Annotated in this window: 29 protein-coding genes and 1 riboswitch; of the genes, 18 read left to right on the forward strand and 11 right to left on the reverse strand. The window is 65.0% G+C overall.

All coding sequences use genetic code 11. The features are described from left to right. Positions 1 to 451: 451 nt before the first annotated feature. A complete protein-coding gene (locus tag A6B35_RS14385) occupies positions 452 to 1,207 on the reverse strand; it encodes a DUF1236 domain-containing protein (protein WP_006201351.1) in 756 nt (251 codons plus the stop codon). Between the two features lie 225 nt (positions 1,208 to 1,432). Between A6B35_RS14385 and A6B35_RS14390 the strand changes: the two genes are divergently transcribed. Both A6B35_RS14390 and A6B35_RS14395 read left to right on the forward strand, forming a co-directional pair. Beyond that, positions 1,433 to 1,732, forward strand: coding sequence for a DUF1236 domain-containing protein (locus tag A6B35_RS14390; protein WP_006201352.1), 300 nt, complete (start codon positions 1,433 to 1,435; stop codon positions 1,730 to 1,732). Between the two features lie 207 nt (positions 1,733 to 1,939). Next, positions 1,940 to 2,161, forward strand: a complete 222-nt coding sequence (locus A6B35_RS14395; RefSeq protein WP_006201353.1) for a hypothetical protein — start codon at positions 1,940 to 1,942, stop codon at positions 2,159 to 2,161. Between the two features lie 98 nt (positions 2,162 to 2,259). On the opposite strand, the gene A6B35_RS14400 is transcribed toward A6B35_RS14395, so the two are convergent. Then, complete coding sequence (locus A6B35_RS14400) at positions 2,260 to 3,246, reverse strand: glycosyltransferase family 2 protein (RefSeq protein WP_006201354.1); 987 nt, start codon at positions 3,244 to 3,246, stop codon at positions 2,260 to 2,262. A 168-nt stretch (positions 3,247 to 3,414) separates the two neighbouring features. On the opposite strand from A6B35_RS14400, the gene A6B35_RS14405 reads away from it, so the two are divergent. Next, complete coding sequence (locus tag A6B35_RS14405; RefSeq protein ID WP_006201355.1) at positions 3,415 to 3,726, forward strand: hypothetical protein; 312 nt, start codon at positions 3,415 to 3,417, stop codon at positions 3,724 to 3,726. A 14-nt stretch (positions 3,727 to 3,740) separates the two neighbouring features. Here the strand turns inward: A6B35_RS14405 and A6B35_RS14410 are convergent, their stop codons facing one another. Further along, positions 3,741 to 4,064 (reverse strand): DUF982 domain-containing protein, encoded by a 324-nt coding sequence (locus A6B35_RS14410; protein ID WP_006201356.1) that lies wholly within the window; start codon positions 4,062 to 4,064, stop codon positions 3,741 to 3,743. Between the two features lie 304 nt (positions 4,065 to 4,368). Here A6B35_RS14410 and A6B35_RS14415 point away from each other — a divergent pair, with 304 nt between their 5' ends. The 3 genes from A6B35_RS14415 to A6B35_RS14425 all read left to right on the forward strand — a co-directional run bounded on the left by A6B35_RS14415 (position 4,369) and on the right by A6B35_RS14425 (position 5,333). After that, the gene (locus tag A6B35_RS14415; RefSeq protein WP_006201357.1) at positions 4,369 to 4,695 is read left to right on the forward strand and encodes a DUF1236 domain-containing protein; all 327 of its coding nucleotides are present in this window, start codon (positions 4,369 to 4,371) and stop codon (positions 4,693 to 4,695) included. A gap of 70 nt (positions 4,696 to 4,765) precedes the next feature. Next, on the forward strand, positions 4,766 to 4,981 hold the full coding sequence (locus A6B35_RS14420) for a hypothetical protein (protein WP_006201358.1): 216 nt from the start codon (positions 4,766 to 4,768) through the stop codon (positions 4,979 to 4,981). Positions 4,982 to 5,093: 112 nt separating this feature from the next. Next, the gene (locus tag A6B35_RS14425) at positions 5,094 to 5,333 is read left to right on the forward strand and encodes a DUF2934 domain-containing protein (protein ID WP_006201359.1); all 240 of its coding nucleotides are present in this window, start codon (positions 5,094 to 5,096) and stop codon (positions 5,331 to 5,333) included. A gap of 424 nt (positions 5,334 to 5,757) precedes the next feature. On the opposite strand, the gene A6B35_RS14430 is transcribed toward A6B35_RS14425, so the two are convergent. Beyond that, positions 5,758 to 6,108, reverse strand: coding sequence for a hypothetical protein (locus tag A6B35_RS14430; RefSeq protein WP_006201362.1), 351 nt, complete (start codon positions 6,106 to 6,108; stop codon positions 5,758 to 5,760). A gap of 165 nt (positions 6,109 to 6,273) precedes the next feature. Continuing rightward, positions 6,274 to 6,387, forward strand: a riboswitch (TPP riboswitch). On the opposite strand from A6B35_RS14430, the gene A6B35_RS14435 reads away from it, so the two are divergent. The 4 genes from A6B35_RS14435 to A6B35_RS14450 all read left to right on the forward strand — a co-directional run bounded on the left by A6B35_RS14435 (position 6,378) and on the right by A6B35_RS14450 (position 9,665). Further along, a complete protein-coding gene (locus A6B35_RS14435) occupies positions 6,378 to 6,986 on the forward strand; it encodes a YkoF family thiamine/hydroxymethylpyrimidine-binding protein (protein WP_006201363.1) in 609 nt (202 codons plus the stop codon). (Overlaps the previous riboswitch by 10 nt.) A 117-nt stretch (positions 6,987 to 7,103) precedes the next feature. Next, the gene (locus A6B35_RS14440) at positions 7,104 to 7,874 is read left to right on the forward strand and encodes an ABC transporter permease (RefSeq protein ID WP_081482105.1); all 771 of its coding nucleotides are present in this window, start codon (positions 7,104 to 7,106) and stop codon (positions 7,872 to 7,874) included. After that, a complete protein-coding gene (locus A6B35_RS14445) occupies positions 7,871 to 8,662 on the forward strand; it encodes an ABC transporter ATP-binding protein (RefSeq protein WP_006201365.1) in 792 nt (263 codons plus the stop codon). Before A6B35_RS14440 ends, A6B35_RS14445 begins: the two co-directional genes overlap by 4 nt. Continuing rightward, the gene (locus A6B35_RS14450) at positions 8,655 to 9,665 is read left to right on the forward strand and encodes an ABC transporter substrate-binding protein (RefSeq protein ID WP_006201367.1); all 1,011 of its coding nucleotides are present in this window, start codon (positions 8,655 to 8,657) and stop codon (positions 9,663 to 9,665) included. The genes A6B35_RS14445 and A6B35_RS14450 overlap by 8 nt, the downstream gene beginning before the upstream one ends. Positions 9,666 to 9,704: 39 nt before the next feature. Here A6B35_RS14450 and A6B35_RS14455 read toward each other — a convergent pair whose 3' ends face one another. Then, entirely contained in the window at positions 9,705 to 10,352 is a 648-nt protein-coding gene (locus A6B35_RS14455; protein WP_040582481.1) for a LexA family transcriptional regulator, read from the reverse strand. 193 nt (positions 10,353 to 10,545) lie between these two features. Here A6B35_RS14455 and A6B35_RS14460 point away from each other — a divergent pair, with 193 nt between their 5' ends. Next, entirely contained in the window at positions 10,546 to 10,878 is a 333-nt protein-coding gene (locus A6B35_RS14460; protein ID WP_006201369.1) for a hypothetical protein, read from the forward strand. Positions 10,879 to 10,967: 89 nt separating this feature from the next. Beyond that, positions 10,968 to 11,750, forward strand: coding sequence for a GcrA cell cycle regulator (locus A6B35_RS14465; RefSeq protein WP_100084764.1), 783 nt, complete (start codon positions 10,968 to 10,970; stop codon positions 11,748 to 11,750). A gap of 17 nt (positions 11,751 to 11,767) precedes the next feature. On the opposite strand, the gene A6B35_RS14470 is transcribed toward A6B35_RS14465, so the two are convergent. Continuing rightward, the gene (locus tag A6B35_RS14470; RefSeq protein WP_040582482.1) at positions 11,768 to 12,055 is read right to left on the reverse strand and encodes a DUF982 domain-containing protein; all 288 of its coding nucleotides are present in this window, start codon (positions 12,053 to 12,055) and stop codon (positions 11,768 to 11,770) included. 251 nt (positions 12,056 to 12,306) lie between these two features. Here A6B35_RS14470 and A6B35_RS14480 point away from each other — a divergent pair, with 251 nt between their 5' ends. The 6 genes from A6B35_RS14480 (at position 12,307) to A6B35_RS14510 (ending at position 18,135) form a co-directional block, all read left to right on the forward strand. Beyond that, positions 12,307 to 12,903 (forward strand): DUF6456 domain-containing protein, encoded by a 597-nt coding sequence (locus tag A6B35_RS14480; protein WP_006201372.1) that lies wholly within the window; start codon positions 12,307 to 12,309, stop codon positions 12,901 to 12,903. 538 nt (positions 12,904 to 13,441) lie between these two features. Beyond that, positions 13,442 to 13,999 (forward strand): FMN reductase, encoded by a 558-nt coding sequence (gene msuE / locus A6B35_RS14490; protein ID WP_006201373.1) that lies wholly within the window; start codon positions 13,442 to 13,444, stop codon positions 13,997 to 13,999. A gap of 47 nt (positions 14,000 to 14,046) precedes the next feature. Further along, on the forward strand, positions 14,047 to 15,420 hold the full coding sequence (locus A6B35_RS14495) for an LLM class flavin-dependent oxidoreductase (RefSeq protein WP_006201375.1): 1,374 nt from the start codon (positions 14,047 to 14,049) through the stop codon (positions 15,418 to 15,420). A 62-nt stretch (positions 15,421 to 15,482) separates the two neighbouring features. After that, positions 15,483 to 16,319 carry an ABC transporter permease gene (locus A6B35_RS14500; RefSeq protein ID WP_006201377.1) on the forward strand — a complete coding sequence of 279 codons (837 nt, stop codon included), beginning with the start codon at positions 15,483 to 15,485 and terminating at the stop codon, positions 16,317 to 16,319. 38 nt (positions 16,320 to 16,357) lie between these two features. Next, positions 16,358 to 17,356, forward strand: a complete 999-nt coding sequence (locus tag A6B35_RS14505) for an ABC transporter substrate-binding protein (protein ID WP_006201378.1) — start codon at positions 16,358 to 16,360, stop codon at positions 17,354 to 17,356. A 17-nt stretch (positions 17,357 to 17,373) separates the two neighbouring features. Then, positions 17,374 to 18,135: an ABC transporter ATP-binding protein gene (locus A6B35_RS14510; protein WP_006201379.1), complete on the forward strand. Its 762-nt coding sequence runs from the start codon at positions 17,374 to 17,376 to the stop codon at positions 18,133 to 18,135. 108 nt (positions 18,136 to 18,243) lie between these two features. Here the strand turns inward: A6B35_RS14510 and A6B35_RS14515 are convergent, their stop codons facing one another. From A6B35_RS14515 to A6B35_RS14535, 5 genes are all read right to left on the reverse strand, one after another. After that, complete coding sequence (locus A6B35_RS14515) at positions 18,244 to 18,978, reverse strand: ABC transporter ATP-binding protein (protein WP_006201380.1); 735 nt, start codon at positions 18,976 to 18,978, stop codon at positions 18,244 to 18,246. Beyond that, positions 18,971 to 20,743 carry a branched-chain amino acid ABC transporter ATP-binding protein/permease gene (locus tag A6B35_RS14520; protein WP_006201381.1) on the reverse strand — a complete coding sequence of 591 codons (1,773 nt, stop codon included), beginning with the start codon at positions 20,741 to 20,743 and terminating at the stop codon, positions 18,971 to 18,973. The genes A6B35_RS14515 and A6B35_RS14520 overlap by 8 nt, the downstream gene beginning before the upstream one ends. Next, on the reverse strand, positions 20,736 to 21,569 hold the full coding sequence (locus tag A6B35_RS14525; protein ID WP_006201382.1) for a branched-chain amino acid ABC transporter permease: 834 nt from the start codon (positions 21,567 to 21,569) through the stop codon (positions 20,736 to 20,738). Before A6B35_RS14525 ends, A6B35_RS14520 begins: the two co-directional genes overlap by 8 nt. Positions 21,570 to 21,636: 67 nt before the next feature. Then, positions 21,637 to 22,788, reverse strand: a complete 1,152-nt coding sequence (locus A6B35_RS14530; protein ID WP_040582485.1) for a substrate-binding protein — start codon at positions 22,786 to 22,788, stop codon at positions 21,637 to 21,639. Positions 22,789 to 22,843: 55 nt separating this feature from the next. Further along, complete coding sequence (locus tag A6B35_RS14535) at positions 22,844 to 23,689, reverse strand: nitrilase family protein (RefSeq protein WP_006201384.1); 846 nt, start codon at positions 23,687 to 23,689, stop codon at positions 22,844 to 22,846. Between the last annotated feature and the right edge of the window lie 169 nt (positions 23,690 to 23,858).

A 23,858-nucleotide genomic window follows, 5' to 3' on the forward strand; every position in this document is an offset into this window, starting at 1 on the left:
GCGCCTGGTTTTGCGGAGGCAGGTTGGTCGACTCATCGGGCGCGGCCATGGCCCTTTGGGCCTTTTGGTCGATGCCATGGGGACCTTTGGCCAAGGGCTTCTGAAGTCAGGAACCAAGCGCAGGCGGGACCGTTCCCCAACCACATCAATCAGGAGGAGCTTATGGAACGCAGCGTCCACGAGGCGCGGTGGATACTTGCGCCTGTCTTCGCGCTCGGCGTTGTCTTTGTCACTGCCGGAATCCTGTTCGGCTAGATAGTGGGCTGGGAACAATCGCCAGCGACCGCCGAGAACGTCCCTTCATCGGCGGAAGGCCGACCCCGCCGCCTTCTCCGTGAAGGCGGCGGGGTTTCGGTCTGGGAGGCCATCCTAACCTTAGAAAGACCGCGTCGGACGCAAGAAGGCCCGCCGTACCGAACGTGCGGCGGGCCTTTTCGTGGTGCTGGCCGGATCAGGTCAGGATCAGCACGATCTTGTAACTGTCAGGATCGACGATGACGATGCGGCCGTCGGCAAGCACGAAATACATGTAGGTTTCGTACGCCGGGACGATCTTGATGATGCGCGCCGGCAAGCGGTGCAGCCGCACCTTCTCCCGCGGCACCTCGATGCCCACCGAAATGTCGAAGTCGACACGCGCCACCGGTGCGACGTTCGTCTGGCGAATGATCTGCGTGACCTCGGTCTTCTGCTCGACGGTCACATTGTTGATCGACGCGGTCGAGCCCTGGTCGGTCTGGGTCGAAGCCTTGCCCTGCGCCTGTTCGTCGGTCTGGACCTTGGCCTTGCCCTCAGCCTGCTGGTCGGTCGTGGCGCCAGCCTTGCCCTCGGCCTGCTCTTCAGTTGTGGCGCCGGCCTTGCCTTGAGCCTGCTCATCGGTCTTCAGCTTGGGCTTGCCTTGAGCCTGCTCTTCGGTGGTTGCACCGGCCTTGCCTTGTGCCTGTTCGTCGGTCTTCAGCTTGGGCTTGCCTTGAGCCTGCTCCTCGGTGGTGGCACCGGCCTTGCCCTGCGCCTGCTCATCGGTCTTCATCTTGGCCTTGCCCTGGGCTTGCTCACCGGCCTTGCCGCCCTGCTGGCAGTCCGCTGCGCCGGCATCGCAATTGGCGCCACCGCTTGGCTGGACCTCGGCGGGCGTCTGCGTCTGGGCCATGGCGGCGCCACATCCGACGCCGAGTGCGAGCATGCTTGTGATCAGAAGATGTTTCATCAAAAGTCTCCTCGAAAGTGTCGTCCCTTCGTTGGGTTAACTTCGACTCCTGGCCTTTGTTCCGAGCTGAACTGCCCCCCGCCGGCAAGCGGAGCTGTCGCGTCGAGGAGCCGAAAATTGCAGGAACAAGCCCCATGCAGTGGCGTTTACGACTGAGGCGACCCGGTCGCGAAAGGCTTCAGGCCGCGAGGCGCAAGTGGCCGCTGCAACCAAAAGGAGACGATCATGAGACTGCATCTTGCAACCACCGCCGCTGGCGTTCTGCTGCTCGCAGGAGTGGGCGCGGCGGCTGCCCAGGACGTCATCATTCAGCCTGAGCAGGAAACCGTGATTCGGGAATATGTGCAGAAGAAACCACTGGCATCCATCAAGATTCCCGGCGTGGAGCTCAATGTCGGTACCGCACTTCCCGATACGGTGGAATTGTATGAAGTCCCCAATGTCAAATACCGCTATGTCGTCGTCGACAACCAGACCGTGCTTGTCGACCCCGGCACACGCAAGATCGTGAAGATCATTCAGTGACCCGCGTGGAATGGCCCGCCGCTAGCCGGAGCGGTGGGCCGGCCCCGCCGTATTATTTTGTGACCAATGTAAGCGGGGGATGGCAGGAACCTTCCTTGGCACCACACGTTGCCGCGTCTGACTTGGTGCTGCCTTATTAATAGGCTGCATGGGCCAGCGAAGCGGCGAGGCGGCAACAGGCATGGGCTGGGGAGGAGGCAAGGTATTATGTCGAAACGTGAAATCGGAACGTCCCCTGCATTGGGGATGCGTGTCGCGGACCTGAGGGCCAGGATGCGCGACGCAAGCATCACCGAGCATGAGATGAGAACCTTCCAGAAGGTCGCAGCCATCATGGGTGATGGCGAAGGCTCCCTACGCATCGAGGCCGACGATCTGATCGCGGCGTCCTTCGTTACCCAGGGGTCGGGCGACCACTCCCTGAATTGACAGTCGCCCGGCTCGAACCGGTCGAAAAAATCGCGCACAACGGTCTATTGAGCATCAGCGCAGGTAAAGGCGTTGATGCTTGACGCCCGCGCGCGCCTTCAACTGTGGCCGACAAAGGCCGGGACGCGCTCGACGTCGTCCCTCACCAGACCAGCCGCCAGGCTGATCTGGCCGACGAACACCAGCGCGTTGAAGACAAGCCCGACGATCACGGCCAAGGGTACCTGCCACGCCGGCATGCCGGTGCGCGGAGCCTGCAGCGCGATACGCAGGCTGGCGCGCCAGGATGCCGAAGCCCAGCGGCGCATGGCCTTGAAAACGCGCCGTGGCCGCGAGGCGGATTTCAGCGCGGCATATTTGCGGTCCGCGTCGCGGCCGGTGACCAGAGCGCGCCACAACAGGAAGCGCCAGCCGCGCGGCGGATAGTGGCTGGCCAGCGCCTCGGTCTTGACCAGGTCGTGGCCTTCCGCTCGCAGTTGCCGGTCGAGCAGCGTGCACGACACCTTGAAGCCGTTGTTGTTCGGAAATGGATGGCTGGCGAGCCAGCTTCGCCGGATGGCGCAATTGTTGGCGTTCATGGCGCGCTTGGCGGCAAAGCGCCGATCATGGTCGCGAAGCGGAAAGATCCATAGCAGCGCGAATGTCCGCGAGGCAAAGTCGTCATGCTCGAGGTAGGTGTGGCCGTTCACGGCGACGGTTCGCGGGTCCTGGAACGGCTTCAGCAGGGCCGGCAGCCAGCCTGGCTGGGCGACGGTGTCGGAATCGTAGAGCACGACGATGTCGCCCGTCGCCTGGGCGATCCCCTCGTTCTTCAGCTCGTAATAGCGCCCGCCGGGCAAGGCGCAGAAGCCGAGCGTCACGTCCCGCGCAAGCTCCGGCGCCGCGTCTTCGATCCGGCGGCGCAACAGCGGTGTGTCGCCGGCCTCTCCGGCATGGACGAAAATCACCTGTCTGGCGACGTATCCCAGGCCGGCCGCGGCCTTGATCTCGCGCGAAAGCGCGGCGAGGCCGGCGCCGACCTCGTCCCAGTCGATCGTGCCAGCATTTTCCATTTCGACAATGATCGAATAGCTCTCGCGCTGCATGAACTGGCCCCCTTGCATTTCCCTCGGCGCGTGCATCCATAGCTGACTGCACCGGATTTTTGCAGCCCTTGCCGAACCGTCGCAATGTTCGCTTTGCGGCAGGCCGGAACCAATCGCCGCCGACATTCTTTCCCGAAGGACAGGCCTTGCAGGAAAGGAGTTGGAACCATGAAACCACTCTTGCCATGCGCCTTGTTGCTGGCGCTCGCCGGACCGGCGGCCGCGCAGACCGACGACGAGATGAACGCCCCGACGCCGGGCGGACCGTGCCAGGCCGAGCCGCAAGGTCAGAACGACGGCCAGAAGCCGTCGACGACCAGTGGCGGCAATGGCGGCCTAACCGGCAAGCTCGAACCTTGCGGCGGCGTGCTGCAGCCGCCGCCTACCGGCGACCAGGGCATGGCCCAGCCGGCGCCGAATGAGGGCAGGACGCCTGTGATCAGGCCCGACGAGGTGCCGGCGCAGCCGCCGAAGCAATAGCAACGGGCCCCAAGTCACGGCACGGGGCGATTCCGCTCAGCTCGGCTGCGCACGCTTCTCGTCTTGGCTTGCCGCAGCGCGGTGACGGGATCGACGCCTGTCCACACTATGCCCGCTGCTTCGGCAAAGCCCATGAAGGCCCGCCGCGCCTGGTCGGCCGTGAGATGTCCGGCACGCGCCGCCTCGCAGGCCCTGATGGCAGTGGCGTAGATCGGACCGCGCCGGGCCGCCGGCCATTCCTTCAGAAAATTCTGCATCTCGGCCAGCGAAGCGATTTCGCGCTTGAAGCCGGCACCGACGGCAATTGTCAGCGGAGCATGGAAAGGCATGTCGTTCATGTGAGGACCTCCCTGATGGACCGGCCCTTCAATGCAAATAGGGCCGGTCCGGTTCCCGTTCCGGCCAAGCGGGATCCGGCGCGGCGCAAAGGTGGCTTTGCCAATGGCTGAGACCGACAAACGATCGGTCTGGGCACGCAAAGGCCAGGGAAAAGAGCCGCAAAACCACAGATCAATTAGTCCCGACTTACGGAACAACAGCGTTGTCGCGGCGTTTGCCTTCAGAGCTCGCCACTTATCGACCTGTGGATGTTTCCGCCAAGGCGGAGGCGAGGGCGAAGCTCGCCAACACGAACAGGAGAGAATGATGAAAACCCTGATTCCTTCCGCCGCCGCGCTGCTTCTTCTTGCAGGCGTGGGTGTCGCTGCCGCTGAGGATGTGATTGTTACAACCCAGCCGCAAGCGGTCGTGATCACGCCCGAAGAAAGGACGGTCATCCGCGAATATGTGCACCGGAACCCGCTGGCTTCGATAAATCTTCTCGGCGTCGAGCTTAATATCGGCTCTACTCTGCCCGATACTGTAGAGCTGCGGGAAGTTCCCGACACCAGGTACAGATACACGGTCGTCGGCGACCGCACCGTGCTGGTCGACCCCGGCACGCGCAGGGTCGTCGAAGTCATCGAGTGATGCATGATACCTGTCCCGCCGTCTTCGGAAGGAGACGGCGGGCAACGGGTTTGTTCAAAGGAGCATTCCCATGTTGCCGCATGTCGAAACCCCCAACTCCACCAATGTCGCGGCCTGTTGCGACAAGCTGCTGGCCGAGCGGAGCACCGGCTTGCTGTCGCTGAGGCAGGCGATCGACGAGCTGCGCCGGCGCACCGGCACAGAGCGCTCCGACGCCGATCTCGCCGGGCTGATTACCAAGAAGGCGGCATTGCTGGGTGTCGCGGTCCTGTCCAACGACCACTAAAGGAAATCACAGCGTCGAGCGCGTCTACGCCCCAAGACGCCGGTCGAAATATCGGCTAATGTTTTGCCGGGAATTGGACCCATCCGATTTGGACCCAACCACGGAGGCGACAGTGACGGACGACAGGCAGGAACGCATTCGCCAGCGGGCGCACGAAATCTGGGAACAGGCCGGCCGGCCCGAGGGCTCGGACATGCAACATTGGGACCAGGCGACGGCCGAGATCGACGGAGCGGCGAAGCCGAAAGCCAAGGCTGCGCCGAAGAAGGCTGCGGCCGCCAAGTCATCCAAACCGGCAGCCGCCAAGGCCAAGGCACCCGCCAAGGCCGCCAAGCCAAAAGCCAAGGGCTGAGCGCCGGCCACGAAATCTCTCTTCAATGACCATGGGAAATGGATGCGGCGCGGCAGCGCCGTCTCCGGTAGAGATTGGTTGCGTTCATGGAACCTAGATTGTCGACCCGTCACGCCGAGATTGCAGCTTTCGACGGCCCGACCGGCGGGAACCTTTAGGCTTCGCTAATGTTGTGCTTCCAGCACCAATTTTGGGCGAAGGAGCACGTCATGAACAACATCATTTGGCTGGTCGGGGCCGTTGTGATCGTCATCGCGATTCTGAGTTTTCTTGGTCTGAGATAGGCTTGGGCCCCAACGGGCTCCGGCCCGGCCGCTTGCGGCTGATCACTCGCCGCTTCAGCGGCAAACGAGCCCACCGGCCTCAAGGCCAGCGGGCTCGTTTGCATTCCGGGCCCGACCGACAGCTTTCCGCCGCTCGGCCCTCACGCATCCCAAGCATCGCTGGAGAGCGCAAAGCGGATGCCGGCCGCCGTCATCGCGAGTTCGCATTCGGTGATTGCCCGCAGGTTGCGCAGATAGCGCGCCACGGTCTGCGGCAGCCAGCCGGCACAGGCCTCGACATAGGCGCGGCTGTGGACCAGCGTGCCGGTCGACAGCCGCTGCTCTTTTTCGGCGATGACCTTCAGATACTGGCGGATGAAGCGAATGTCCTCGGCGATGTCCTGGCTGGCCATGCGCCAGGCGCCGGCGAGGCGCTGCCGCTGGTCGGTCGTTGCGGGAGAAATGAGCGGGCGGGAGAGATCGGCGAAGGCGGCGTGATTTGCGGTGTTCAAGGATATCCCCTCAAAGAGAAGATATCGTACTTTACGTACGAACACTGGTCAAGTGAAATTCGTACAATATGAACGAAAGAGATGGATAGAAACCATCGAGATGCCACATTCGCGTCACGCCTCGACAAACCCTCTTCCCCAATCCGTCGAACAGTGCTTTAACCCCGGCATCCACAGGGGTGCTCCGTACGGTCGGGGCTGAGACGGGGGCGGCATGCCCACAGACCCTAAAAGCTGATCTGGGTAATACCAGCGGAGCGAGGCGGGCTATGTTTTCTGGCGCACAGATTTCCCTCTATCCCATGGCCGATGATTTCGTCGGCGTCATCCTTGGCGCGCTTGGCGCGCTCGATCCATATCGCGACCGGCTGAGGATCGAGACCGACGACATCTCGACCTTGCTGGTCGGGCCGCCCGAAGTGCTGTTCCCGGCCATGCGCGACCTGTTCGTCGCGGCTTCCGCCAGCGGCAGGCACTGCGTGCTCTCGGCGGCGATCTCGCGCGGCTGCCCGGGCGAGCCTGACGATCCGATCTGCCGCTCCGACGAAGTCGGCGGCCCCGTCATTCCGCTCGACGAGCGCAAGGTTGCCGCCATCCGCGCCGTGCAGGCCACCGCCGTGACCGGTCAGGCGACGGCGGCGCAATTCTCGCTCTATGTGATGGGCACTGGCGACCACATGGACGAGATCTATGGCTGCATCGACTTCCTCAAACAGTCCGGCGTCTACGAGCGCTCCAAGCATTTCTGCACCAAATTGCGCGGCGATGCCGGTGCCATCTTCGCCACGCTGAACGAAGCCTTCTGCCGCTTCGGGCCGGGCGCCGGCCACGTAACCCTCGACATCACCGTATCGGCCAACAGCCCGTCCGCTGTCTGAGCCATAGCGCTCGCCGCCGTCGAGGATATTTCCGTGGCTGTTCCGTCCATCCCGTTGTCTGGAGGAGATACCTCTGGCCCTTCCCCACGAGGGGGGAGATCAGCTGTCTCGTCGGCCATCGCCAGGGCTGCACCGGCTGCCGTCTCGGTCGGGCTGCTGTTCGCTGCGTGGGAGCTCTATGCCCGCTATGGCGGCGTTAGGCCGACGGTGTTGCCGGCGCCCTCGCGCGTCTTCGGACAGGCGTGGGAGAACCGCGAGGCGCTGATGGACAATGCCATCCCGACTATCCGCGCCACCCTTGCCGGCTTTGCCTGCTCGCTCTCCGCCGCCTTCCTTTTCTCGGCGCTGGTCGATTTCTGGCCGTCATTGCGCCGCGCGCTGTTTCCGCTGCTGATCGCCAGCCAGACCTTGCCGCTGGTGGCGATCGCGCCGCTGGTCGTTTTGTGGTTCGGCTTCGGCCTGCTGCCGAAAATCCTGCTCGTGGCACTGGTCACCTTCTTTCCGATGACGGTGGCGCTGGTCGAGGGTTTTGGGGCGACCGAGAAGGAGATCGGCCAGATGCTCCGCGCCATGGGGGCAGGGCGTTGGCGTGTCTTCTGGCTGGCGCGGCTGCCCTCGGCGCTGCCCTATTTCTTCGCCGGCTTGAGGATATCGGTCACCTATGCCGTCGTCGGCGCGATCTTCGCCGAATATGCGGGCGCGGCGAAGGGGCTGGGCATCTACATGCTCAACGCCAAGAACAATTTCCGCCCCGACCTGGTGCTCGCTGCTGTCGGGGTGAGTGCTGCGCTGACGCTGGTGCTGTTCGGCCTGACGGTGCTCGTCCAGCGCCTCGCCATGCCCTGGGAGCGAGCGGCTGCAGAGCGTGGCGGCGAGGGGCGGCAATGACCCGGCTGGAACTGCGCCAGGTCCGAAAACGCTTCGGTCCGCTCGAGGTGCTGGCCGGCGTTTCGCTCAATGTCGCGGCCGGCGAATTCGTCTCCATCCTCGGTCCATCCGGCGCCGGCAAGTCGACGCTGTTCCAGCTCTTGACCGGAGCTGAGAAAGCCGAGGGCGAGATGCTGTTCGACGGCGCGCCGCTCGACGACCATGGCAGCCGCTTCGCCTTCATGCCGCAGCGCGACGCGCTGATGCCATGGCGGCGCATCCTCGACAATGCGACGCTGGGGCTGGAGGTGCAGGGCGTGCCGCGCCGGGCGGCGCGCGAGCGCGTCGCGCCGCTCTTTGCCGAGTTCGGCCTTGCCGGCTTCGAGCGCGCCTGGCCGGCCGAGCTTTCCGGCGGCATGCGCCAGCGCGCGGCCTTGCTGCGCACCGTGGTGCAAGAGCGCGACATGCTGTTGCTCGACGAGCCGTTCGGCGCGCTCGACGCGCTGACGCGGGCCGCCATGCAGCGCTGGCTGGAAGCCATGTGGCGGCGCCACCACTGGACGGCGCTGCTGATCACCCACGACGTGCGCGAAGCCGTGCTCTTGTCCGACCGCATCTATGTGTTTTCCGCGCGCCCGGCTCGCATCGTCAGCGAGATCAAGGTGCCGCTGCCGCGCCCGCGCACCGCTGACGCCAGCGTGGCGCGCGAGGCGGCCGTGCTCGAGGCCGGCATTCTCGACACGCTGCTCGGCGCCACCGATCCGCAACCCTCGGCCCAAAGACGTCCCAAAGGAGATGACCATGACTGAACTCACACGCCGCCAGGCGCTGCTGCTGACGCTCGCTGCCGGTTTGCCGTTCCCCGCACGGGCTTTCGCCGCTGGACAGAAGGTCACCGTCGCGCTCGACTGGACCGTCAACACCAACCACATCGGCCTGTTTGTCGCCCGCGACAAAGGCTTTTACGCCGAGGCCGGCCTCGAGGTCGAAATCCTGCCCTACAGCGACACCGGCGCGGGCACGCTGGTCGCCAACCGCATCGCCGATTTCGGCATCAACGGAACCATCAGCCTGTTCACCCAGAAGACCGCCGGCGCCGACCTCAGGGCCGTCTATGCCGTGGTGCAAACCGAGACCGGCCGCGTCGTGTTCAACGCCGACCGCAGCGCGATCAAGAGCCCGAAGGATCTCGACGGCCTGACCTATGGCGGCTTCGGCAGTGCCTGGGAGAACGCGCTGATCTCGACCATCATCCGCCATGACGGCGGCAAGGGTAATTTCGAGACGGTGACATTGGGCACCTCGGCCTATGAGGCGCTGGCCAACGGCGCCGTCGACTTCACGCTCGAGGTCTCGACCTGGGAAGGCGTCGAGGCCGAACTGAAAGGCATCAGGCAGCGCAGCTTCCGCTACGCCGATTACGGCGTGCCCGACGAGCACACCACCTTCATCGCTTCGAGCGATGCTTTCCTCGAGGCCAACCCGAAGGCGGCCGCCGCCTTCGTCCAGGCGACGCGGCGCGGCTACGAGTTCGCCGTCGACCACGCGCAAGAGGCGGGCGACCTGCTGATAGCGGCCAACAGGGACGCGCTCACCAACCCGGCGCTGATCCACGCCTCGCTGAAGGCGCTGAACGACGGGCACTTCCTGAGGAGCGAAGCCGGCGCCATCGGCACGATTGACAGAGCGAAGGTGGAGGCGATGGGCGACTATCTCTTCCGCGCCGGCATCCTGCGCGACGGTGATGGCAAGGCGCTCGAGAAGCGCCCGGATTTCGCCGGGTATTTCAGCAATGAATATGTGGGTAGCTGACCTCCCCTTTGAGGGCCGCCCGCGGGGAGACTCTACCCCTCACATATCGATCATCGAGCGCTTCACGCGCCCGATGATGGTAATCGCACCTTCCAGTTCCGGCGGCGGGATCTCCATGTAGGAGGCCGGCTGGAAGGGCGGCTTGTCGTTCGGGCGGTAGCGCTTGTAGGTGGCGCGGCCGGTTTCGTCGGAGATCACATAGCAGCCATTGGTCACCAGCCGCTTGTCGCGCAGATTGACGAAGATGATCGAATCCGGCGGCGAGATCTTGTTCATCGACGGGCCGTCGACGCGCAGCGCAATCCATTCGCCCTGCTCGAGATCGGCGGCGGGAATGGTCGGGTAGTCCGACAGGTTGACGACGCTGTCCTGGCTGCCGAGCTCGCCGGCACTGATCCACGAAACGATCGGCACGTCGACCGTGAGCGGCGAGGGGACAAGCGCGGCCGAACCTGCCTCGTGGAAGCCGCCGCCCCCCGCGCTGCCGTCGAACAACAGCCAGCCTGGATCGACGCCGAACAGGCGGCCATATTTCTCCGCCGCCTTGCGCGACAGCGGCCGGTTGCCGTTCTCGTGGCTGATCAGCGTGTTCTTGTTGATGTCGCGCAGCGCCCGTGCCGCATCGCTCGGCGAGGCATAGCCCGCCTCGGCCCGCGCCTGCTGCAATCTGTGTCGAGGATCCATCATCGTACAAAATGCCTGAAATTTATCGTCCAATGTGTACGATTTTGCTTGCGACTCTTTCGTACGTATCGTACGCTTAGCGCATGATCGAGCATCCCGCAAGCATTTCCGTACTGCCCACGAGCATCTCGGGGCCAATCGACCGCTGGCCCACCATCGCCGACTTCGCCACCGATACCGCGCAAGGGGAGGCGGCATGACCGCGCCCGTTGTCTATTTCGAATCGTCCGGGCTGTCCTCCTCCCCGGCCCGGACGAAGACCGGGGCTTTTGCCCCGGATCCGGCCCGCCTGCGGTCACCGCAGGCCGCCGGATCGGCCGGAACCGTTCCTCCCCCGGTTCCGGCCCCCTTTTCGCGCCGGGCGGGTTCGCCGAGGACCCGCGAACTGGCCGCCATCTCCTGCATCCGCACCGAGGACGGCACCGTCATCCTGTTCGACAGGCTGACGGGCAGGGCGGTGTCGGGCCTGACCCGCGTGGCCGCCGAGGTCGCGCTCCGCCGCCTGAATGGAGCGGTGAGCCCCGCCTGAACCAACCCCTTCGAAGATTTCGCAACGGCCTGCCGGCCGAACCCTGACGCTCGCCCCGGGCGAGGCCTTCGCAACCTATGGATCCAGACATGGCAGCCGCCTACACCGACACCGAACTCAATGCGATCGCGCTCTGGCTGAAGGATGGCCTGTCGGCAACCAGGATCGCTCAGCACTTTTCCGCCCTGCGTGGCAGCCCGGTTTCGCGCAACGCCATCATCGGTATCGTCCATCGCAACGCGGGTCTGCGTGCCATCGGCTTCGCCAGCCCCAGGGGCGGCCGGCCTCGGAGGAACGCGGCAAAGCCCGCGGCGGGAAGGCGCGCTGCGGGACAAGCAAAGCTGTCCGCACAAGCAAGGCAGCCCGGACATTCGGACCAGCCCAGACAGGCAGAGCTGGCCGGACAGTCGAGGGTTTTCGGGCAGGCTGAGGGGCAGGACCACGCTGGTACGCCATTCCCGCCTGTTGCCGTCGTCACTGTCCGCACGCCGGCAAATCCAAAACAGGGTAAGCCGAAAAAGTCGGCGCGCGCGCTGCCGCCGGCCTGGCTATCGCCGCGCGGCCTTCTCCGAGACGAGGACAAGCCCGACGCTCTTCGCTACAAGATGCCGGCGCCACCGCCGCCGGTGCCGCCCGGCCGCCAGCCGCATGTCGCCGCCATGCGGTTCATAGACTGCCTGTTCGGCCGCTGCCGCGCCCCGCTCGACCTTATGCTGGAGGAAGACCCCGAGAACGATGCCCCCGGTGCCGGGCCGGGGCCGGACATGCTGTGCTGCGGCGTGCGCACCTCGTCGACACGCTCGTACTGCAGCCACCACCACGCACGTTTCCACGGCCGCCGCCGCACTTTGTTGGCGGAGCCGGCGCGATGAGCTTGTCTGGTATGTCCCTATTTCGGCATCCGGCTCTGGACGCTTCTCTCTTCGAACACCATGGCCGGGTCGTCATCGACAACGAGTATCCCGGTCACCCGGGCAAAGCCGGTGAACACCTTCAGCGCGTCGTCTGGCGAGATCTGCGCGGCGATGGCGGCGCCGCAGGCATTGAGCGCACTGCGGTAGACATGCCCGCGCCGGTCGACGGGCCAGCGCTGCAGGAGGTCGACGGCGGCGTTGACATCCTCGATGTCTTCGATCTCGCCGTCGAAGCTGACCCTGATCGGACGTCCGGTTCGCATCGTGCCCACGCCGTTACACCTCGCTGTCGATTTCTGACTGTAGCCTCCAACAACGCGCGGCAATGCCGTGCGGTTGCATTGCCTGCCATGTCGCCGCCGCTTTCGCCAATCGCCGACGTTGCAGAAAGGTCGCGCGAGTGACGCTGCCAATCTCCCCCCTCGTGGGGGAGATGCCCGGCAGGCAAAGAGGGGCGCGAAGGATCGCCAACCTCACCCGCCATCCCCACAGCCAGCCCACAAGGAACCGACCCATGAGCCGAAGAACCGCTCAAAAACCAAAACCGCCGAAACTGCCGAGGGGCGAGGCCGAGCAGGTGCGCATCCGCAGGGAGATCGGCCATGATTTCGCGCTGAGGGACGACCGCTTCGGCCGCAAGCGCCTGACAACGGGCACGCAGGAGGCGGCGCGCATCTATGAAGTGTCGAACGGCGGCTACACCTCGACCGGCGGCATCGTGCGGGTGCGCAATGTCGATCCGCTGCTGGGCATCACCTCGCTGACCCGCCAGCAGCGCGAGGCGGGCATGCGCTTTCGCGGAGATTTCGAGCGCGCCTCGCGCGAAGGGCTGCGGCCGATGGCTTGGGAAGAGCGCGTCGACGGCGGCCGGCGCGATGGCGGCATTCCCGACCATATCCTCTCGGCCGGCCGCGCCCATGCCGAGGCAACCCGCGCGCTGGCACATTGGGAGGTCTCGACCGTGGTGCAGAAAATCTGCTGCGCCGGCGATTCGGTGAAGAGCCTCGCGGAACAGACCGGCGAGGCGCGCGACGTGGTGAGCAAAATGCTCAAGATCGGCCTGGACCTGCTGGCCGTGCACTATGGGATGATGGGGCGCAGGGCAGGGTGAGGGAGGTGAACCTGTGCTGCCAACACCCTGCAAGTAGCGGGCGCTTCTTCGCAGATCGATCACTGTCGGGCTACGAGCGATCCGGCCGACAAAAGCCGGCCGGATCGATTGCTCACGTCACCGCTCGCAGATGCGGATCTTCTCGATCACGCGGTGGTGGTTGCGCCAGTGAGCAGGAGCTTTTTCATAGCTACCTCCTTTTCAAGGTTGATCCAGTCAAACCCCTGAGGCGCGGCCCTGTTCCACAATTTTGCAAGAAGTGAACACGGGCAATTCCACCCCAGTCGGTCGCAAAAATGCTGGGGCGACGACATTTGTTTCATTATCGCAAGGCCGTCTCCAGGCAATCCATTGACCCTCGACCGGGCTCGTTCCTTGACGTCGCGCACCGCCACATCCCGCATCGTATGAACCAATCGAGGGCCGCATTCCGCAAACTCAATCCGCTTGCCGGGCCGGTTTTGAAATCTTCTCGCTCATTTAATTCTACAAAATCGGTAGGCTTAATGCAGATAGCATTTGCGAGAAGGAGCCTGGCATGTCGAAGAAGCTGGTGGTGGGGGTGTCGGGCAATTTGACCCGTCCGTCCAAGACCAAGGCGTTCATCAGCCATATCGTTGGTGATATCGCCGGCAGGACGAATGCTGCCTCGAGCGTTTTCGACATCGAGGATCTCGGTCCATCCTTCCCGCAGGCAAGGCGCATCGGCGATCTCGATCCGTCGGCACGCAATCTCGTCGAACAGGTGGTCGGCGCCGATATCGTGGTGGTCGGCTCGCCGACCTTCAAGGGCAGCTACACCGGGCTCTTCAAGCATTTCTTCGACCTGCTCGACCCGTCCTCGCTGCGCGGCAAGCCGGTGATCCTGACGGCGACCGGCGGCGGCGAGCGGCATGCCTTGATCGTCGAACATCAGTTGCGGCCGCTGTTCGGCTTCTTCGAGGCGCTGACCGTGCCGACCGCGATCTACGCCTCCGACAAGGATTTCGCCAACGGCCAGCTGGTGTCCGAAGCCATCGAGGCGCGTGCCCGCCAGGCCGTCGCCGAAGCATGCCGGGCGGCGGGTGTGCCCTACAGCGTCGGCCTTGCCGCCTGATACGCTGGAATTCCCTTTTTCGCACAGCGCCAGAAGGAAGCCTGCAAATGACCAGCAAATCCCGCCAGAGCAAACCGCGAAAAATCAAACTGGGCGCCTTCCTGCCCGGCGGCGGACAGCATATCGCCGCCTGGCGCCATCCCGATGCGCCGGCCGACGGCGCCACCAATTTCGAGTTCCACAAGCAGCTGGCGCTGACCGCCGAACGCGGCCTGTTCGATGCCTATTTCCTCGCCGACAATCTGACGGTCGGCCTCGGCGCTCGCGAAGGCGGCAATGCCAAGATCGCCGGCTTCGAGCCGGTGACACTGTTTGCCGCGCTGGCACCGTTGACCACGCATCTCGGCTTCATCGCCACGGCCTCCACCACCTATGAGGAGCCCTATACGCTGGCGCGCAAATTCGCTTCGCTCGATCTTTTGTCCAACGGCCGCGCCGGCTGGAACGTCGTTACCTCGGCCGGCGACGACACGGCGCGCAATTTCAATCGTGACGTCCAGCCCAATCATGCGGAGCGCTATGCCCGCGCTCATGAGCATGTCGAGACCGTCAAGGCGCTGTGGGACAGCTGGGAGGACGACGCCTTCATCCGCGACAAGAAGTCGGGCCGCTTCTACGACAAGGACAGACTGCACGACGTCGACCACAAGGGCGCGCATTTCAGCGTCAAGGGGCCGCTCAACGTGCCGCGCCCGGTGCAGGGCCATCCGGTGGTGGTGCAGGCCGGGCAGTCCGAGGACGGACGCGGGCTTGCCGCGCACTCGGCCGAGGTGATCTTCACCGCCCATCAGAAGCTGGAGACGGCGCAGGAATTCTACCGCGACATCAAGGCGCGCGTGGCCGCCGTCGGCCGCGATCCTGACCAGGTGCTGATCATGCCCGGCGTGGCACCCTTCGTCGGCCGCACCGAAGAGGAAGCGCAGGCAAAATACCGGCAGCTCAACGACCTCATCCTGCCCGAGGACGGCGTCGCCCTGCTCAACGGGCTGGCCGGCCAGACGCTTGACATCCGGGGTTATCCGCTCGACGGCCCGCTGCCGCCCAGCAAGGAAACCGAAGGCATGAAGAGCCGCCAGGCGTTGATCCGCCAGATTGCCGACGAGCACAACTTCACCATCCGCCAGCTCTACCAGTGGGTGGCGACGGCGCGCGGCCACTACACAATCATCGGCAGCGCCACCCAGGTCGCCGACCAGCTGGAGGAATGGTTTACCAGCGAGGCCGCCGACGGTTTCAACATCCTGCCGCCCTGGCTGCCCGGCGCGCTCGACGATTTCGTCGACCTGGTGATCCCCGAACTGCAGCGCCGCGGCCTGTTCCGCACGGCTTACGAAGGCAGGACGCTGCGCGAGAACCTCGGTCTCAGGCGGCCGGAAAACCCCTGGACCGCCGCACGCTCGAAGGTGCTGGCCGCCGAATGAGCCGCTGAAGCGCCGGACAACATTCGAAGCTCCCGACAATCCTGAAGCAAAGGGCAAAGACGATGAGTTTGCAGCACATCGAACAGCCGGTCATCCTCGGCGACGGCAGGCTCGGCACCGACATCCTGCGCCTGGCCAGAGCGGCATCCGTCCGCCTCCTGTCGCGCTACGGCATCCTGATCGCCTTCCTGGCGCTCTGGCAGGTGTCGAGCAGCACCGGATGGGTCAATGCCGCGGTGCTGCCGCCGATCGATACGATCGTCGCAGCCCTCTGGAAGGGGCTGACCGGCGGCACCTTGCTTGGCGACATCGCCATCAGCCTGCAGCGCGCCGGCATCGCCTTCGTCGCGGCGGTAGTTGTGGCGATCCCGCTCGGCCTGTTCATGGGCCAGGTGCGATCGGTCGAAACGGCGCTCGATCCGATCCTGCAGGTGTTCCGGCAGACCTCGGCGCTGGCGCTCTACCCGGTGTTCATCCTCCTGCTTGGGCTGGGCGAGGCATCAAAAGTCTTCGTCATCTTCTGGGCGACGCTGTTTCCGCTGCTGCTCAACACCATCAGCGGCGTCAAGGAGGTCGACCCGAAACTGCTCGAGATGGCGCGCGTCTATGGCGCCACGCGGCTCACCGTGTTTCGCCGCGTCGTGCTTCCGGGCGCCGTGCCCTCGATCTTCGTCGGCTTGCGGCTGAGCGCGACCACGGCACTTCTGTTGCTGATCGCCTCCGAAATGATCGGCGCCAACAAGGGCATCGGCTTCCAGGTGATGAACGCGCAGTACAATTTCCAGATCCCGCTGATGTTCGCGGCGATCGTCATCCTCGCCGGCCTCGGCCTGATCGCCAACCAGGCGCTGGTCAGCCTGCAGCGGCGGCTCTGCCGCTGGAGCCAGCCTGTCAACTGACGCTTTCGCCTTCTTCTCGAACAAGGAAAGACCGGACCATGAAAATCACCCGCCGTACGCTGCTTGCCGGCGCACCACTCGCCGCCGGTATCTTCGCCGCCGGCCTGCCGCGCTTCGCCTTTGCCGAAGCCGGACCCGTCAAGTTCCGCTACCTCGCCAGCCGTGGCAGCATCTCCGCGCATGAACTGGCCGACGAACTCGGCTACTTCAAGGGGCTTGGCGTCGAGCTGGAGAATGCCGGCTACGCCGCCGGCGGCCCGGAATCGCTGTTTGCGCTGTCCTCCGGCAGCGTCGACATCGGTTCGGCCGCCACCGCCGCCGTGATCAACTCGATCTCGGGCGGCAACGACTTCGTCGCCGCCTATCCGAGCAACGGCATCAACAAGGATGTGAAGAGCGTCTTCTATGTGCTGGAAGACAGCCCGATCAAATCGATCGCCGACATTGCCGGCAAGACCATCTCGGTCAACACGCTCGGCGCCCATCTCGACTACACGGTGCGCGAGGCGCTGCACAGCTTCGGCCTGCCGCCGGATGCCGCCAACCTCGTCGTCGTGCCCGGGCCGCAGCTCGAACAGACCTTGCGCTCGCGCCAGGTCGATATTGCCGGCCTCGGCTACTGGCAGGCGACCTTTGCCGGCGCGCTGGTCGCCAATGGTGGCGTGCGCGGCGTCTTCAACGACACCGATGTGCTGGGCGAACTGGCCGGCGGCTTCGTCGTGCTGAGGCGCGACTTCATCGCCGCGCATCCGGACGCCGCCCGCAATTTCGTCGAACAATCGGCGCGCGCTGCCGACTGGTCGCAGCAGAACCCCGATGAAGCGCGCAAGGTGCTGGCCAACATCCTCAACAAGCGTGGCGAAAACGGCGATCTCGCCCGCTACTGGACCGGCTTTGGCCTGCGCGAAGGCGCTGAGGTGACCGACCGCGACATCGACTTCTGGGTCGCCGTGCTCGAGCGCGACGGCCGCTTGGCCAAGGGCAAGCTGAAGGCCGCGGATATCCTCTACCGGCCGGGCGAAACCAAGACCAACTGAGCACGGAGACGATGGCGATGGCCAGCCCAAGCGGCGCCGAGGTCTCGATCCGCGACCTCTCGAAATCCTTCAGTCTTGGCGGGCGTCCGCTTCAGGTATTGAGGACGCTCAACCTCGACATCCGCTCGGGCGAATGCCTGGTCATCGTCGGCGCCAGCGGCTCGGGCAAGACCACGCTGCTGCGCATCCTTGCCGGGCTTGAGGCCGCCGACAGCGGCGGCGTCGCAATCGACGGCAAGCCTGTCGACGGCGTCGGTGCCGAGCGCGCCGTGATCTTCCAGGAGCCGCGTCTGCTGCCCTGGCTGACCGTGCTCGGCAACGTCGCCTTCGGCCTCGAAGTGCGCGGAGTGCCCAGGCAGCAAGCCCAGGAGAGGGCGCGCTTCTACATCGCGCTCGTCGGCCTCGCCGAATTCGGCGATGCCTGGCCGCGCCAGCTTTCCGGCGGCATGGCGCAGCGCGTCGGCATTGCGCGGGCGCTCACCGTGCAGCCCGAGATCCTGCTGCTCGACGAGCCGCTCGGCGCGCTCGACGCCATGACCAAGATCGGCATGCAGGAGGAGCTGGCGCGCATCTGGAGCGAGGAGAACGTCACCATGGTCATGGTCACCCATGACCTCGAAGAGGCGATCTACCTTGCCGACCGGGTGCTGATCCTGCCCAAGGAAAAAGGCGGCGCGGCGCGGCTGATCGACGTCGACCTGCCGCGCCCCCGCGACCGCAGCGAGACCCGGTTTGTGAGCTATCGCCAGGAGCTGTTGCGGGAGTTCGGGCTGCATTGACAGGGCGCTCGCAGGAGCTCAGCCACACGCAGAACCGCTCTATCTCTTTCTCTTTGTTTCGACGCAATCCCGGACGGAAAACCGCTACGCACTTTTCCTGGAATTGCCCTAGATCTTCAGATGCTGCATCACCCGCGCCGCCGTGCCCTCCGACACGTCGCCGGCATCGTCGATGCGGCCGAGCTTCAGCACCGCCCAGCTGTCGGCGATGCCGAGCGCGAAGGGAAGGTTCTGCTCGACGATCAGGATGGTCGTGCCGTTGCTCCGGCGCTCCTCCTTGAGTGCCGTGGCGATCCGCTCGACGACCGACGGCTGCAGGCCCTCGGAAATCTCGTCGATCAAAAGCAGCTTTGGCCGCAGCATCAGCGCGCGACCGAGAATGAGCATCTTCTGCTCGCCGCCCGACAGCGTTCCTGCGCGTTGCGACAGGCGCTCCCGGAGAAACGGAAAATGTCCATAGACCCGCTCGACGGCTTCCGCGAAACCGCGGTCCGAGCGCAAGGCGAGGCGCAGATTGTCGCGCACGCTGAGATCCTGGAACAGCGCCTGCTCCTGCGGCGCATAGCCGACGCCGGATGCAATCAGCGAGGCTTGGGAAACGCCTGATATCGAGGCGCCGTCGAGGCGGATGTCGCCCGAACGCAGCGCCACGAAGCCGAGGATGGTTTTCAGCACGGTGGTCTTGCCCATGCCGTTCTTGCCCATCAGCGCAAAGATCTGTCCGGGCGCGATAGCCAGCGACAGCGCCTCGATGATGGCAACCGGCCCATAGCCGCTCGACACGCTCGACAGCGACAGTTTCGGCATGGTGGTTCCGGCCTCTGCCTGTCTCGTCTCAAGCATGGGCGCCTCCCGAATAGATCGTCCTGACCACTTCGGAATTGACGACCTGATCGACGCTGCCGTCGAGCACCAGCTTGCCCTGGTGGAGAACGACGATCCTGGTCGAGATGTCGCGCACGAAATCGAGATCGTGCTCGACCAGTATGGCGGCAAAGCCAAGCTCGCCGGTCAGCTTCTGCAGCGTCGCGCCAATGGTGGTGCGCTCGACCTTGGTCAACCCGGCCGTAGGCTCGTCGAGCAGGATGAGCTTTGGCTCAAGCGCAACCACCATGGCGAGCTCGAGGCTCTGCTTCTGGCCATGCGACAGCAGCGACACCGGGCGGCCGAGCATACCGTCGAGACCGGTGGAGCGCAGGATGTCGGCGGCCGCCACCGGCAGCCCGAGCGTGGCGGAACGGCGCAGCAGGCTCGGCGTCTTGCGCGAGGCGCGCGCCATGCGAAGGCAGTCGGCGACCGTCAGGCTGTCGAAGACGCTCGCCACCTGGAATTTGCGTCCGACGCCGAGCGCGACGATCTCATCCGGCGTCATGCCGCTGATGTCCTGGCCAGCGATGCTTACGCGCCCGGTCGTGGCTTCGGTGCCGTCGCTGAGACACCGCATCAGCGTCGTCTTGCCGGCGCCATTGGGGCCGACGAGGCTGACCAGTTCGCCGGGGCGAACGTCGAGGTCGATGCCTTGCAGCACTTGCAGGCTGCCGAAGGATTTACCGAGGCCGCTGACGGCAAGCACGCGGTTGCCGTTCTCCGCGCCGTTGCCGGCCGCCTCGGCGGCGAGGGCAGGGCTGCCCGCCTGGCTGGCCTGTTCTCCATGGCGGCGTGGCAGGACCATTCTGGCGAGCTGCGCCAGCCCGTTCGGTAACAGGATGATCATGACGACGAACAGCGCGCCGACCACCAGGTTCCACAGGAAGGGCAGGTCGCCGGAAAGCTGGGCGCTGAGATAGTCGATGCCGATCGCGCCCATCACCGGCCCGATGATCGTGCCGCGGCCGCCAAGCGCCGTCCAGATGACGATCTCGGTGCCGAAGACGAAGCCGGTATTCTCCGGAGCCACCACGCCAGATGCGTTGGCGTAGAGGAAACCGGCAAGGCCGGCGACGCCGGCGAGGATCGTCGTCAGCGCGATCTTCAGCCGTTGCGGGTCGAGGCCGAGATAGGCGCAGCGCGCTTCATTGTCGCGAATGGCGACGAGCAGCTTGCCGGCATCGGAGCGGGTGAAGATCAGGGCGATGACAGTGGTGATGATGAGGCAGATGCCGGTCAGCCTGAAATACCCCTGCAAGCCGAGCGGCAGGCCGGAGTATCCGACCAGCCCGCTGCTCGATCCGGTCCACACCCCGCCCGAAAACACCAGCTGCGTCACCACGATCGGCACCACCAGTGAAATCACCGTCGCATAGAGCGGCGTCGAGCCGTGGCCGAACGACAGCCAGCCGACGAAAGCGCCAAGCAGTATCGGAACGATGATTGCCAATGCGAGCGCCAGGGCGAGCAGCGCCGGGGTTGCGCCGAGATGGCTGAGCACCATGGCGCTGGCGTAGGCGCCGGTGCCGAAGAAGGCCGCCTGGCCGAAGGTCAGGATACCGGTGTAGCCCCACAATATGTCGACGGTCACCGCCAGCATGGCGTAGATCATCGAACGGGTCAGCACATTGAGCGTGAATCGGTCAAACAGCGCTGGCCCGATGATGACGACGACCGCCACCGCAAGCGCGAGCGCCGCAAGCAGCCAGACCCTCGGCGGAATGGAACGGCTCTCAGGCACGGGCAAATCCCTTCGGGCTGATGCGCAGCACCAGGGCGCAGAGGACCGCCACCGTGATACCGCCGAAAATGGGGCTGACGAAGGTGCTGACCAGAACCTGCGCGCCGCCGAAGACGAGGCAGGCGATGGCTAAAGTCGAGAAGGACGAGCCGGCGACCATGACCAGCATGAACGAGCCGATCAGCCAGGCGACGCCCATGTTCGGGTCTACGCTGGTCAGCGGCGTCAGCAGCACGCCGGCAAGTGCCGCCAGCCCGGTGCCGACCATGAAGGTGGCGAGCCGCACGCGCGCTGTGTCGATGCCGAGCGCGCGCGCCAGCGTCTCGTTCATGATCACCGCCTGCGCCGACAGGCCGAGCCGCGTGCCTTCGAGAAGGAAGGTGAAGGCAAGCCCGATCACCAGCGCGGCGGCGACCGCGAACAGCCGGTAGAGCGAATAGCCGACGCCGAAGACATCGACGGTGCCAGACAGGAGGTTGGGGGTGAACTGCACGTCACGCCCGAACCACAGCGTGATCAGCTGGCCGATGACGATGCCGAGACCCCAGGTCGCCAGTATGGCGTCGAGTGGCCGGCGATAGAGCGGCCGTACGATGACCTGCTCGGTGATGCCGCCGAGGATCGCTCCCACGGCAAAGGCGATCGGCAGCGCCGCCCAGGGATTGAGCCCGAGGCCGGCGGTTGCCACCGCGCAATAGGCGCCGATCGTCAGCCAGGCGCCATGAGCGAAATTGATGATCTTCAGCACGCCGAAGATCGCCAGCAGGCCGGCGGCGACGATGAACAGGATCGCTGCCGTCGTCACCATGTCCAGGAGAAGCGTCATGGCAGGTTCCCGATAGTGTGAAACGGGGCGGCGCAGGGCCGCCGCCCCGTTGCGATGACAGGTGCGGTTAGAGGTTCGGGCACTGTTCGCCGGGGTCGACGCCTTCGAATGTATCGACCACGCTGACCGAGCCGTCCGCCTTCACCTGGCCGAGATACATGGTCAGCGGAGCGTGGTGCTGTTTGCTCATCGAGACCGTGCCGCGCGGGCCAGTGAAGGATACCTCGGCGAGCGCCGCAAGCACAGCGGCGGTGTCGGTCGTCCCAGCTTTCTCGACCGCGGCCTTGTAGAGGTAGATGCCTTCATATTCCGGCACCGAGAGGTCGTTCGGGGTGCGCAATTCTCCGCCGAACTTCTTCGCGATCGCGGCAAGGAAGTTCTTGTTGGCGTCGCTGCCGATGCTGGTCACATAGGAAGCGGAAATGAAGATCCCCGCGGCGTCCGCGCCCATGCTCTTGGCTGTTCCCTCGTCCACCGCGAGGTTGCCATAGGGGATGGTGATACCGGCGCCGCGCAACTGCTTGGTCAAAGTGACGTTCGGCGCGCCGCCAGCCGTCGAGGTGATCACCGCATCGGCACCGGAGCTTTTCAGATTGGAGATGATCGCGGTCCAGTCGCTGCCTTCCATCGGCAAATATTCCTCGCCGACGACGCTCGCGCCCGACTTCTCGATATAGGCCTTGGCGAACTCCAGCATGCCGCGGCCAAAGGCGTAGTCGGAGCCGATCAGGAAGAACTTCTTGGCGCCTTGCGTCTTGATGAAATTGTCGACGATCGGCGGTACCTGCTGTTCGGGCACCCAGGCGTTGACGAACAGATTGGCATTGCAGGATTTGCCCTCGTAGAACGAGGTGTAGATGTAGGGGATGTCGCCCTTGGTGATGATCGGCAGGCCGGCATTGCGCGCAGCACTCGTCTCCATGGTGATGACGGCGTTGACCTCCTTCTGGAACACCAGCGAATCGAAGGCCTTCTGCGCGCCTGCCGCACCCGAGGCGTCGTCGGCGATCTCCAGCGCGAGCTGGCGTCCGAGCACGCCGCCGGCGGCGTTGATTTCGGCGACCGCCAGTTCCGCCGACTGCACGACCGAGGGCGCGACGACGCTGTTGGCGCCCGAAAGGCCGACCGGGATGCCGATCTTGATCGGACCGTCGGCGGCAAAGGCGGTGGTGGCCAGAGCGGCGCCGGCAAGTGCAAGGATCACTGTTCTGTTTCTCATGGTATTCCCCTTTCTTGAGTGTTGATCGTACCGGGTGGTGCCGGCTTCTTCTTGGTTATCCGTAGACGTCGCTGCGACGGTCGCCGATGGCGTCGTTGCGTTCGCTCAGCGCCCGGGCTCTGGCGACCTCGCCAAGCCTGATCGTGGCGATGAGGATCTCCTCGCCGGCTTCGCTGGCAGGGCCGGCGATCGGCCAGCCGGTCGGGCCGACGATCAGGCTCCTGCCGACAAAAGGCTGGCCGCGCTCGGTGCCGACGCGGTCGGCGCAGGCGATGTAGATGCCGTTGCTGTGCGCGGCGGCCTTGTGCAGGATGTTGGCCATCGGCTCGGGATGCTGACCCTGGGCCGGCATCGGCACCCAGTTGGTCGGTACGCAGACCAGCTCCGCGCCCTTCAGCGCCAGCTGCCTGTAGGTCTCGGGGAACCAACCGTCATAGCAGATCGCCACGCCGATCCTGCAGATCGCGGTATCGAATACCGGCAGGCCGAGATTGCCCGGTTGGAAATAAAGCTTCTCGCGGTTCCACAGATGTAGCTTGCGGTATGTGCCGATAGGACCCGCCGGTCCGCACAGCATGGCCGCGTTGAAGAATCGGTCGCCCTCGCGCTCGGCAAGGCCACTGACGATGTGCAGGTTGAGTTCGTTTGCCAGGCTGCACAGCAGCATGGCACTGCGTCCATCCGGAATGGGAGCGGCGAGCGCGGCCAGCTCGTCCTGGCTGTCGAAGACATAGCCGCTGTCGGCAAGCTCGGGCAGCACCACCACCGATGCACCGAGACCGGCGGCCTGGCGGATCAATCGCTCCATCGCCTGGAGATTTTCGTCCAGCCGGCCGATCGCCGGCTGGAACTGGATGCAGGCCAGACGCAGGTCCGCCGTCGCTTTCGCATGTGTCGTCAAAGCCTGTCTCCAAACGCAAAAAACCCCTGGGCGCGGAAGTCATCCGCGAACCAAGGGCTACATAGCCATCAATGTGAAACGGCATTCCTGCCGATGAGCAAACCTGCTCGTGCCTTTAGAAGTTGCACAGGCGGAAGGTCGCGTCAAGAGCCAAAGATCACGGCCGCTA

The organism is Mesorhizobium amorphae CCNWGS0123, assembly GCF_001686985.1.
GTDB lineage: Bacteria > Pseudomonadota > Alphaproteobacteria > Rhizobiales > Rhizobiaceae > Mesorhizobium > Mesorhizobium amorphae.

Coding starts and splice junctions, on each gene's coding strand:
- A6B35_RS14385 (WP_006201351.1), bottom strand. CDS start 1,207: ATGAAACATCTTCTGATCACAAGCATGCTCGCACTCGGCGTCGGATGT.
- A6B35_RS14390 (WP_006201352.1), top strand. CDS start 1,433: ATGAGACTGCATCTTGCAACCACCGCCGCTGGCGTTCTGCTGCTCGCA.
- A6B35_RS14395 (WP_006201353.1), top strand. CDS start 1,940: ATGTCGAAACGTGAAATCGGAACGTCCCCTGCATTGGGGATGCGTGTC.
- A6B35_RS14400 (WP_006201354.1), bottom strand. CDS start 3,246: ATGCAGCGCGAGAGCTATTCGATCATTGTCGAAATGGAAAATGCTGGC.
- A6B35_RS14405 (WP_006201355.1), top strand. CDS start 3,415: ATGAAACCACTCTTGCCATGCGCCTTGTTGCTGGCGCTCGCCGGACCG.
- A6B35_RS14410 (WP_006201356.1), bottom strand. CDS start 4,064: ATGAACGACATGCCTTTCCATGCTCCGCTGACAATTGCCGTCGGTGCC.
- A6B35_RS14415 (WP_006201357.1), top strand. CDS start 4,369: ATGATGAAAACCCTGATTCCTTCCGCCGCCGCGCTGCTTCTTCTTGCA.
- A6B35_RS14420 (WP_006201358.1), top strand. CDS start 4,766: ATGTTGCCGCATGTCGAAACCCCCAACTCCACCAATGTCGCGGCCTGT.
- A6B35_RS14435 (WP_006201363.1), top strand. CDS start 6,378: ATGTTTTCTGGCGCACAGATTTCCCTCTATCCCATGGCCGATGATTTC.
- A6B35_RS14445 (WP_006201365.1), top strand. CDS start 7,871: ATGACCCGGCTGGAACTGCGCCAGGTCCGAAAACGCTTCGGTCCGCTC.
- A6B35_RS14450 (WP_006201367.1), top strand. CDS start 8,655: ATGACTGAACTCACACGCCGCCAGGCGCTGCTGCTGACGCTCGCTGCC.
- A6B35_RS14455 (WP_040582481.1), bottom strand. CDS start 10,352: ATGATGGATCCTCGACACAGATTGCAGCAGGCGCGGGCCGAGGCGGGC.
- A6B35_RS14460 (WP_006201369.1), top strand. CDS start 10,546: ATGACCGCGCCCGTTGTCTATTTCGAATCGTCCGGGCTGTCCTCCTCC.
- A6B35_RS14465 (WP_100084764.1), top strand. CDS start 10,968: ATGGCAGCCGCCTACACCGACACCGAACTCAATGCGATCGCGCTCTGG.
- A6B35_RS14470 (WP_040582482.1), bottom strand. CDS start 12,055: ATGCGAACCGGACGTCCGATCAGGGTCAGCTTCGACGGCGAGATCGAA.
- A6B35_RS14480 (WP_006201372.1), top strand. CDS start 12,307: ATGAGCCGAAGAACCGCTCAAAAACCAAAACCGCCGAAACTGCCGAGG.
- msuE (WP_006201373.1), top strand. CDS start 13,442: ATGTCGAAGAAGCTGGTGGTGGGGGTGTCGGGCAATTTGACCCGTCCG.
- A6B35_RS14495 (WP_006201375.1), top strand. CDS start 14,047: ATGACCAGCAAATCCCGCCAGAGCAAACCGCGAAAAATCAAACTGGGC.
- A6B35_RS14500 (WP_006201377.1), top strand. CDS start 15,483: ATGAGTTTGCAGCACATCGAACAGCCGGTCATCCTCGGCGACGGCAGG.
- A6B35_RS14505 (WP_006201378.1), top strand. CDS start 16,358: ATGAAAATCACCCGCCGTACGCTGCTTGCCGGCGCACCACTCGCCGCC.
- A6B35_RS14510 (WP_006201379.1), top strand. CDS start 17,374: ATGGCCAGCCCAAGCGGCGCCGAGGTCTCGATCCGCGACCTCTCGAAA.
- A6B35_RS14515 (WP_006201380.1), bottom strand. CDS start 18,978: ATGCTTGAGACGAGACAGGCAGAGGCCGGAACCACCATGCCGAAACTG.
- A6B35_RS14525 (WP_006201382.1), bottom strand. CDS start 21,569: ATGACGCTTCTCCTGGACATGGTGACGACGGCAGCGATCCTGTTCATC.
- A6B35_RS14530 (WP_040582485.1), bottom strand. CDS start 22,788: ATGAGAAACAGAACAGTGATCCTTGCACTTGCCGGCGCCGCTCTGGCC.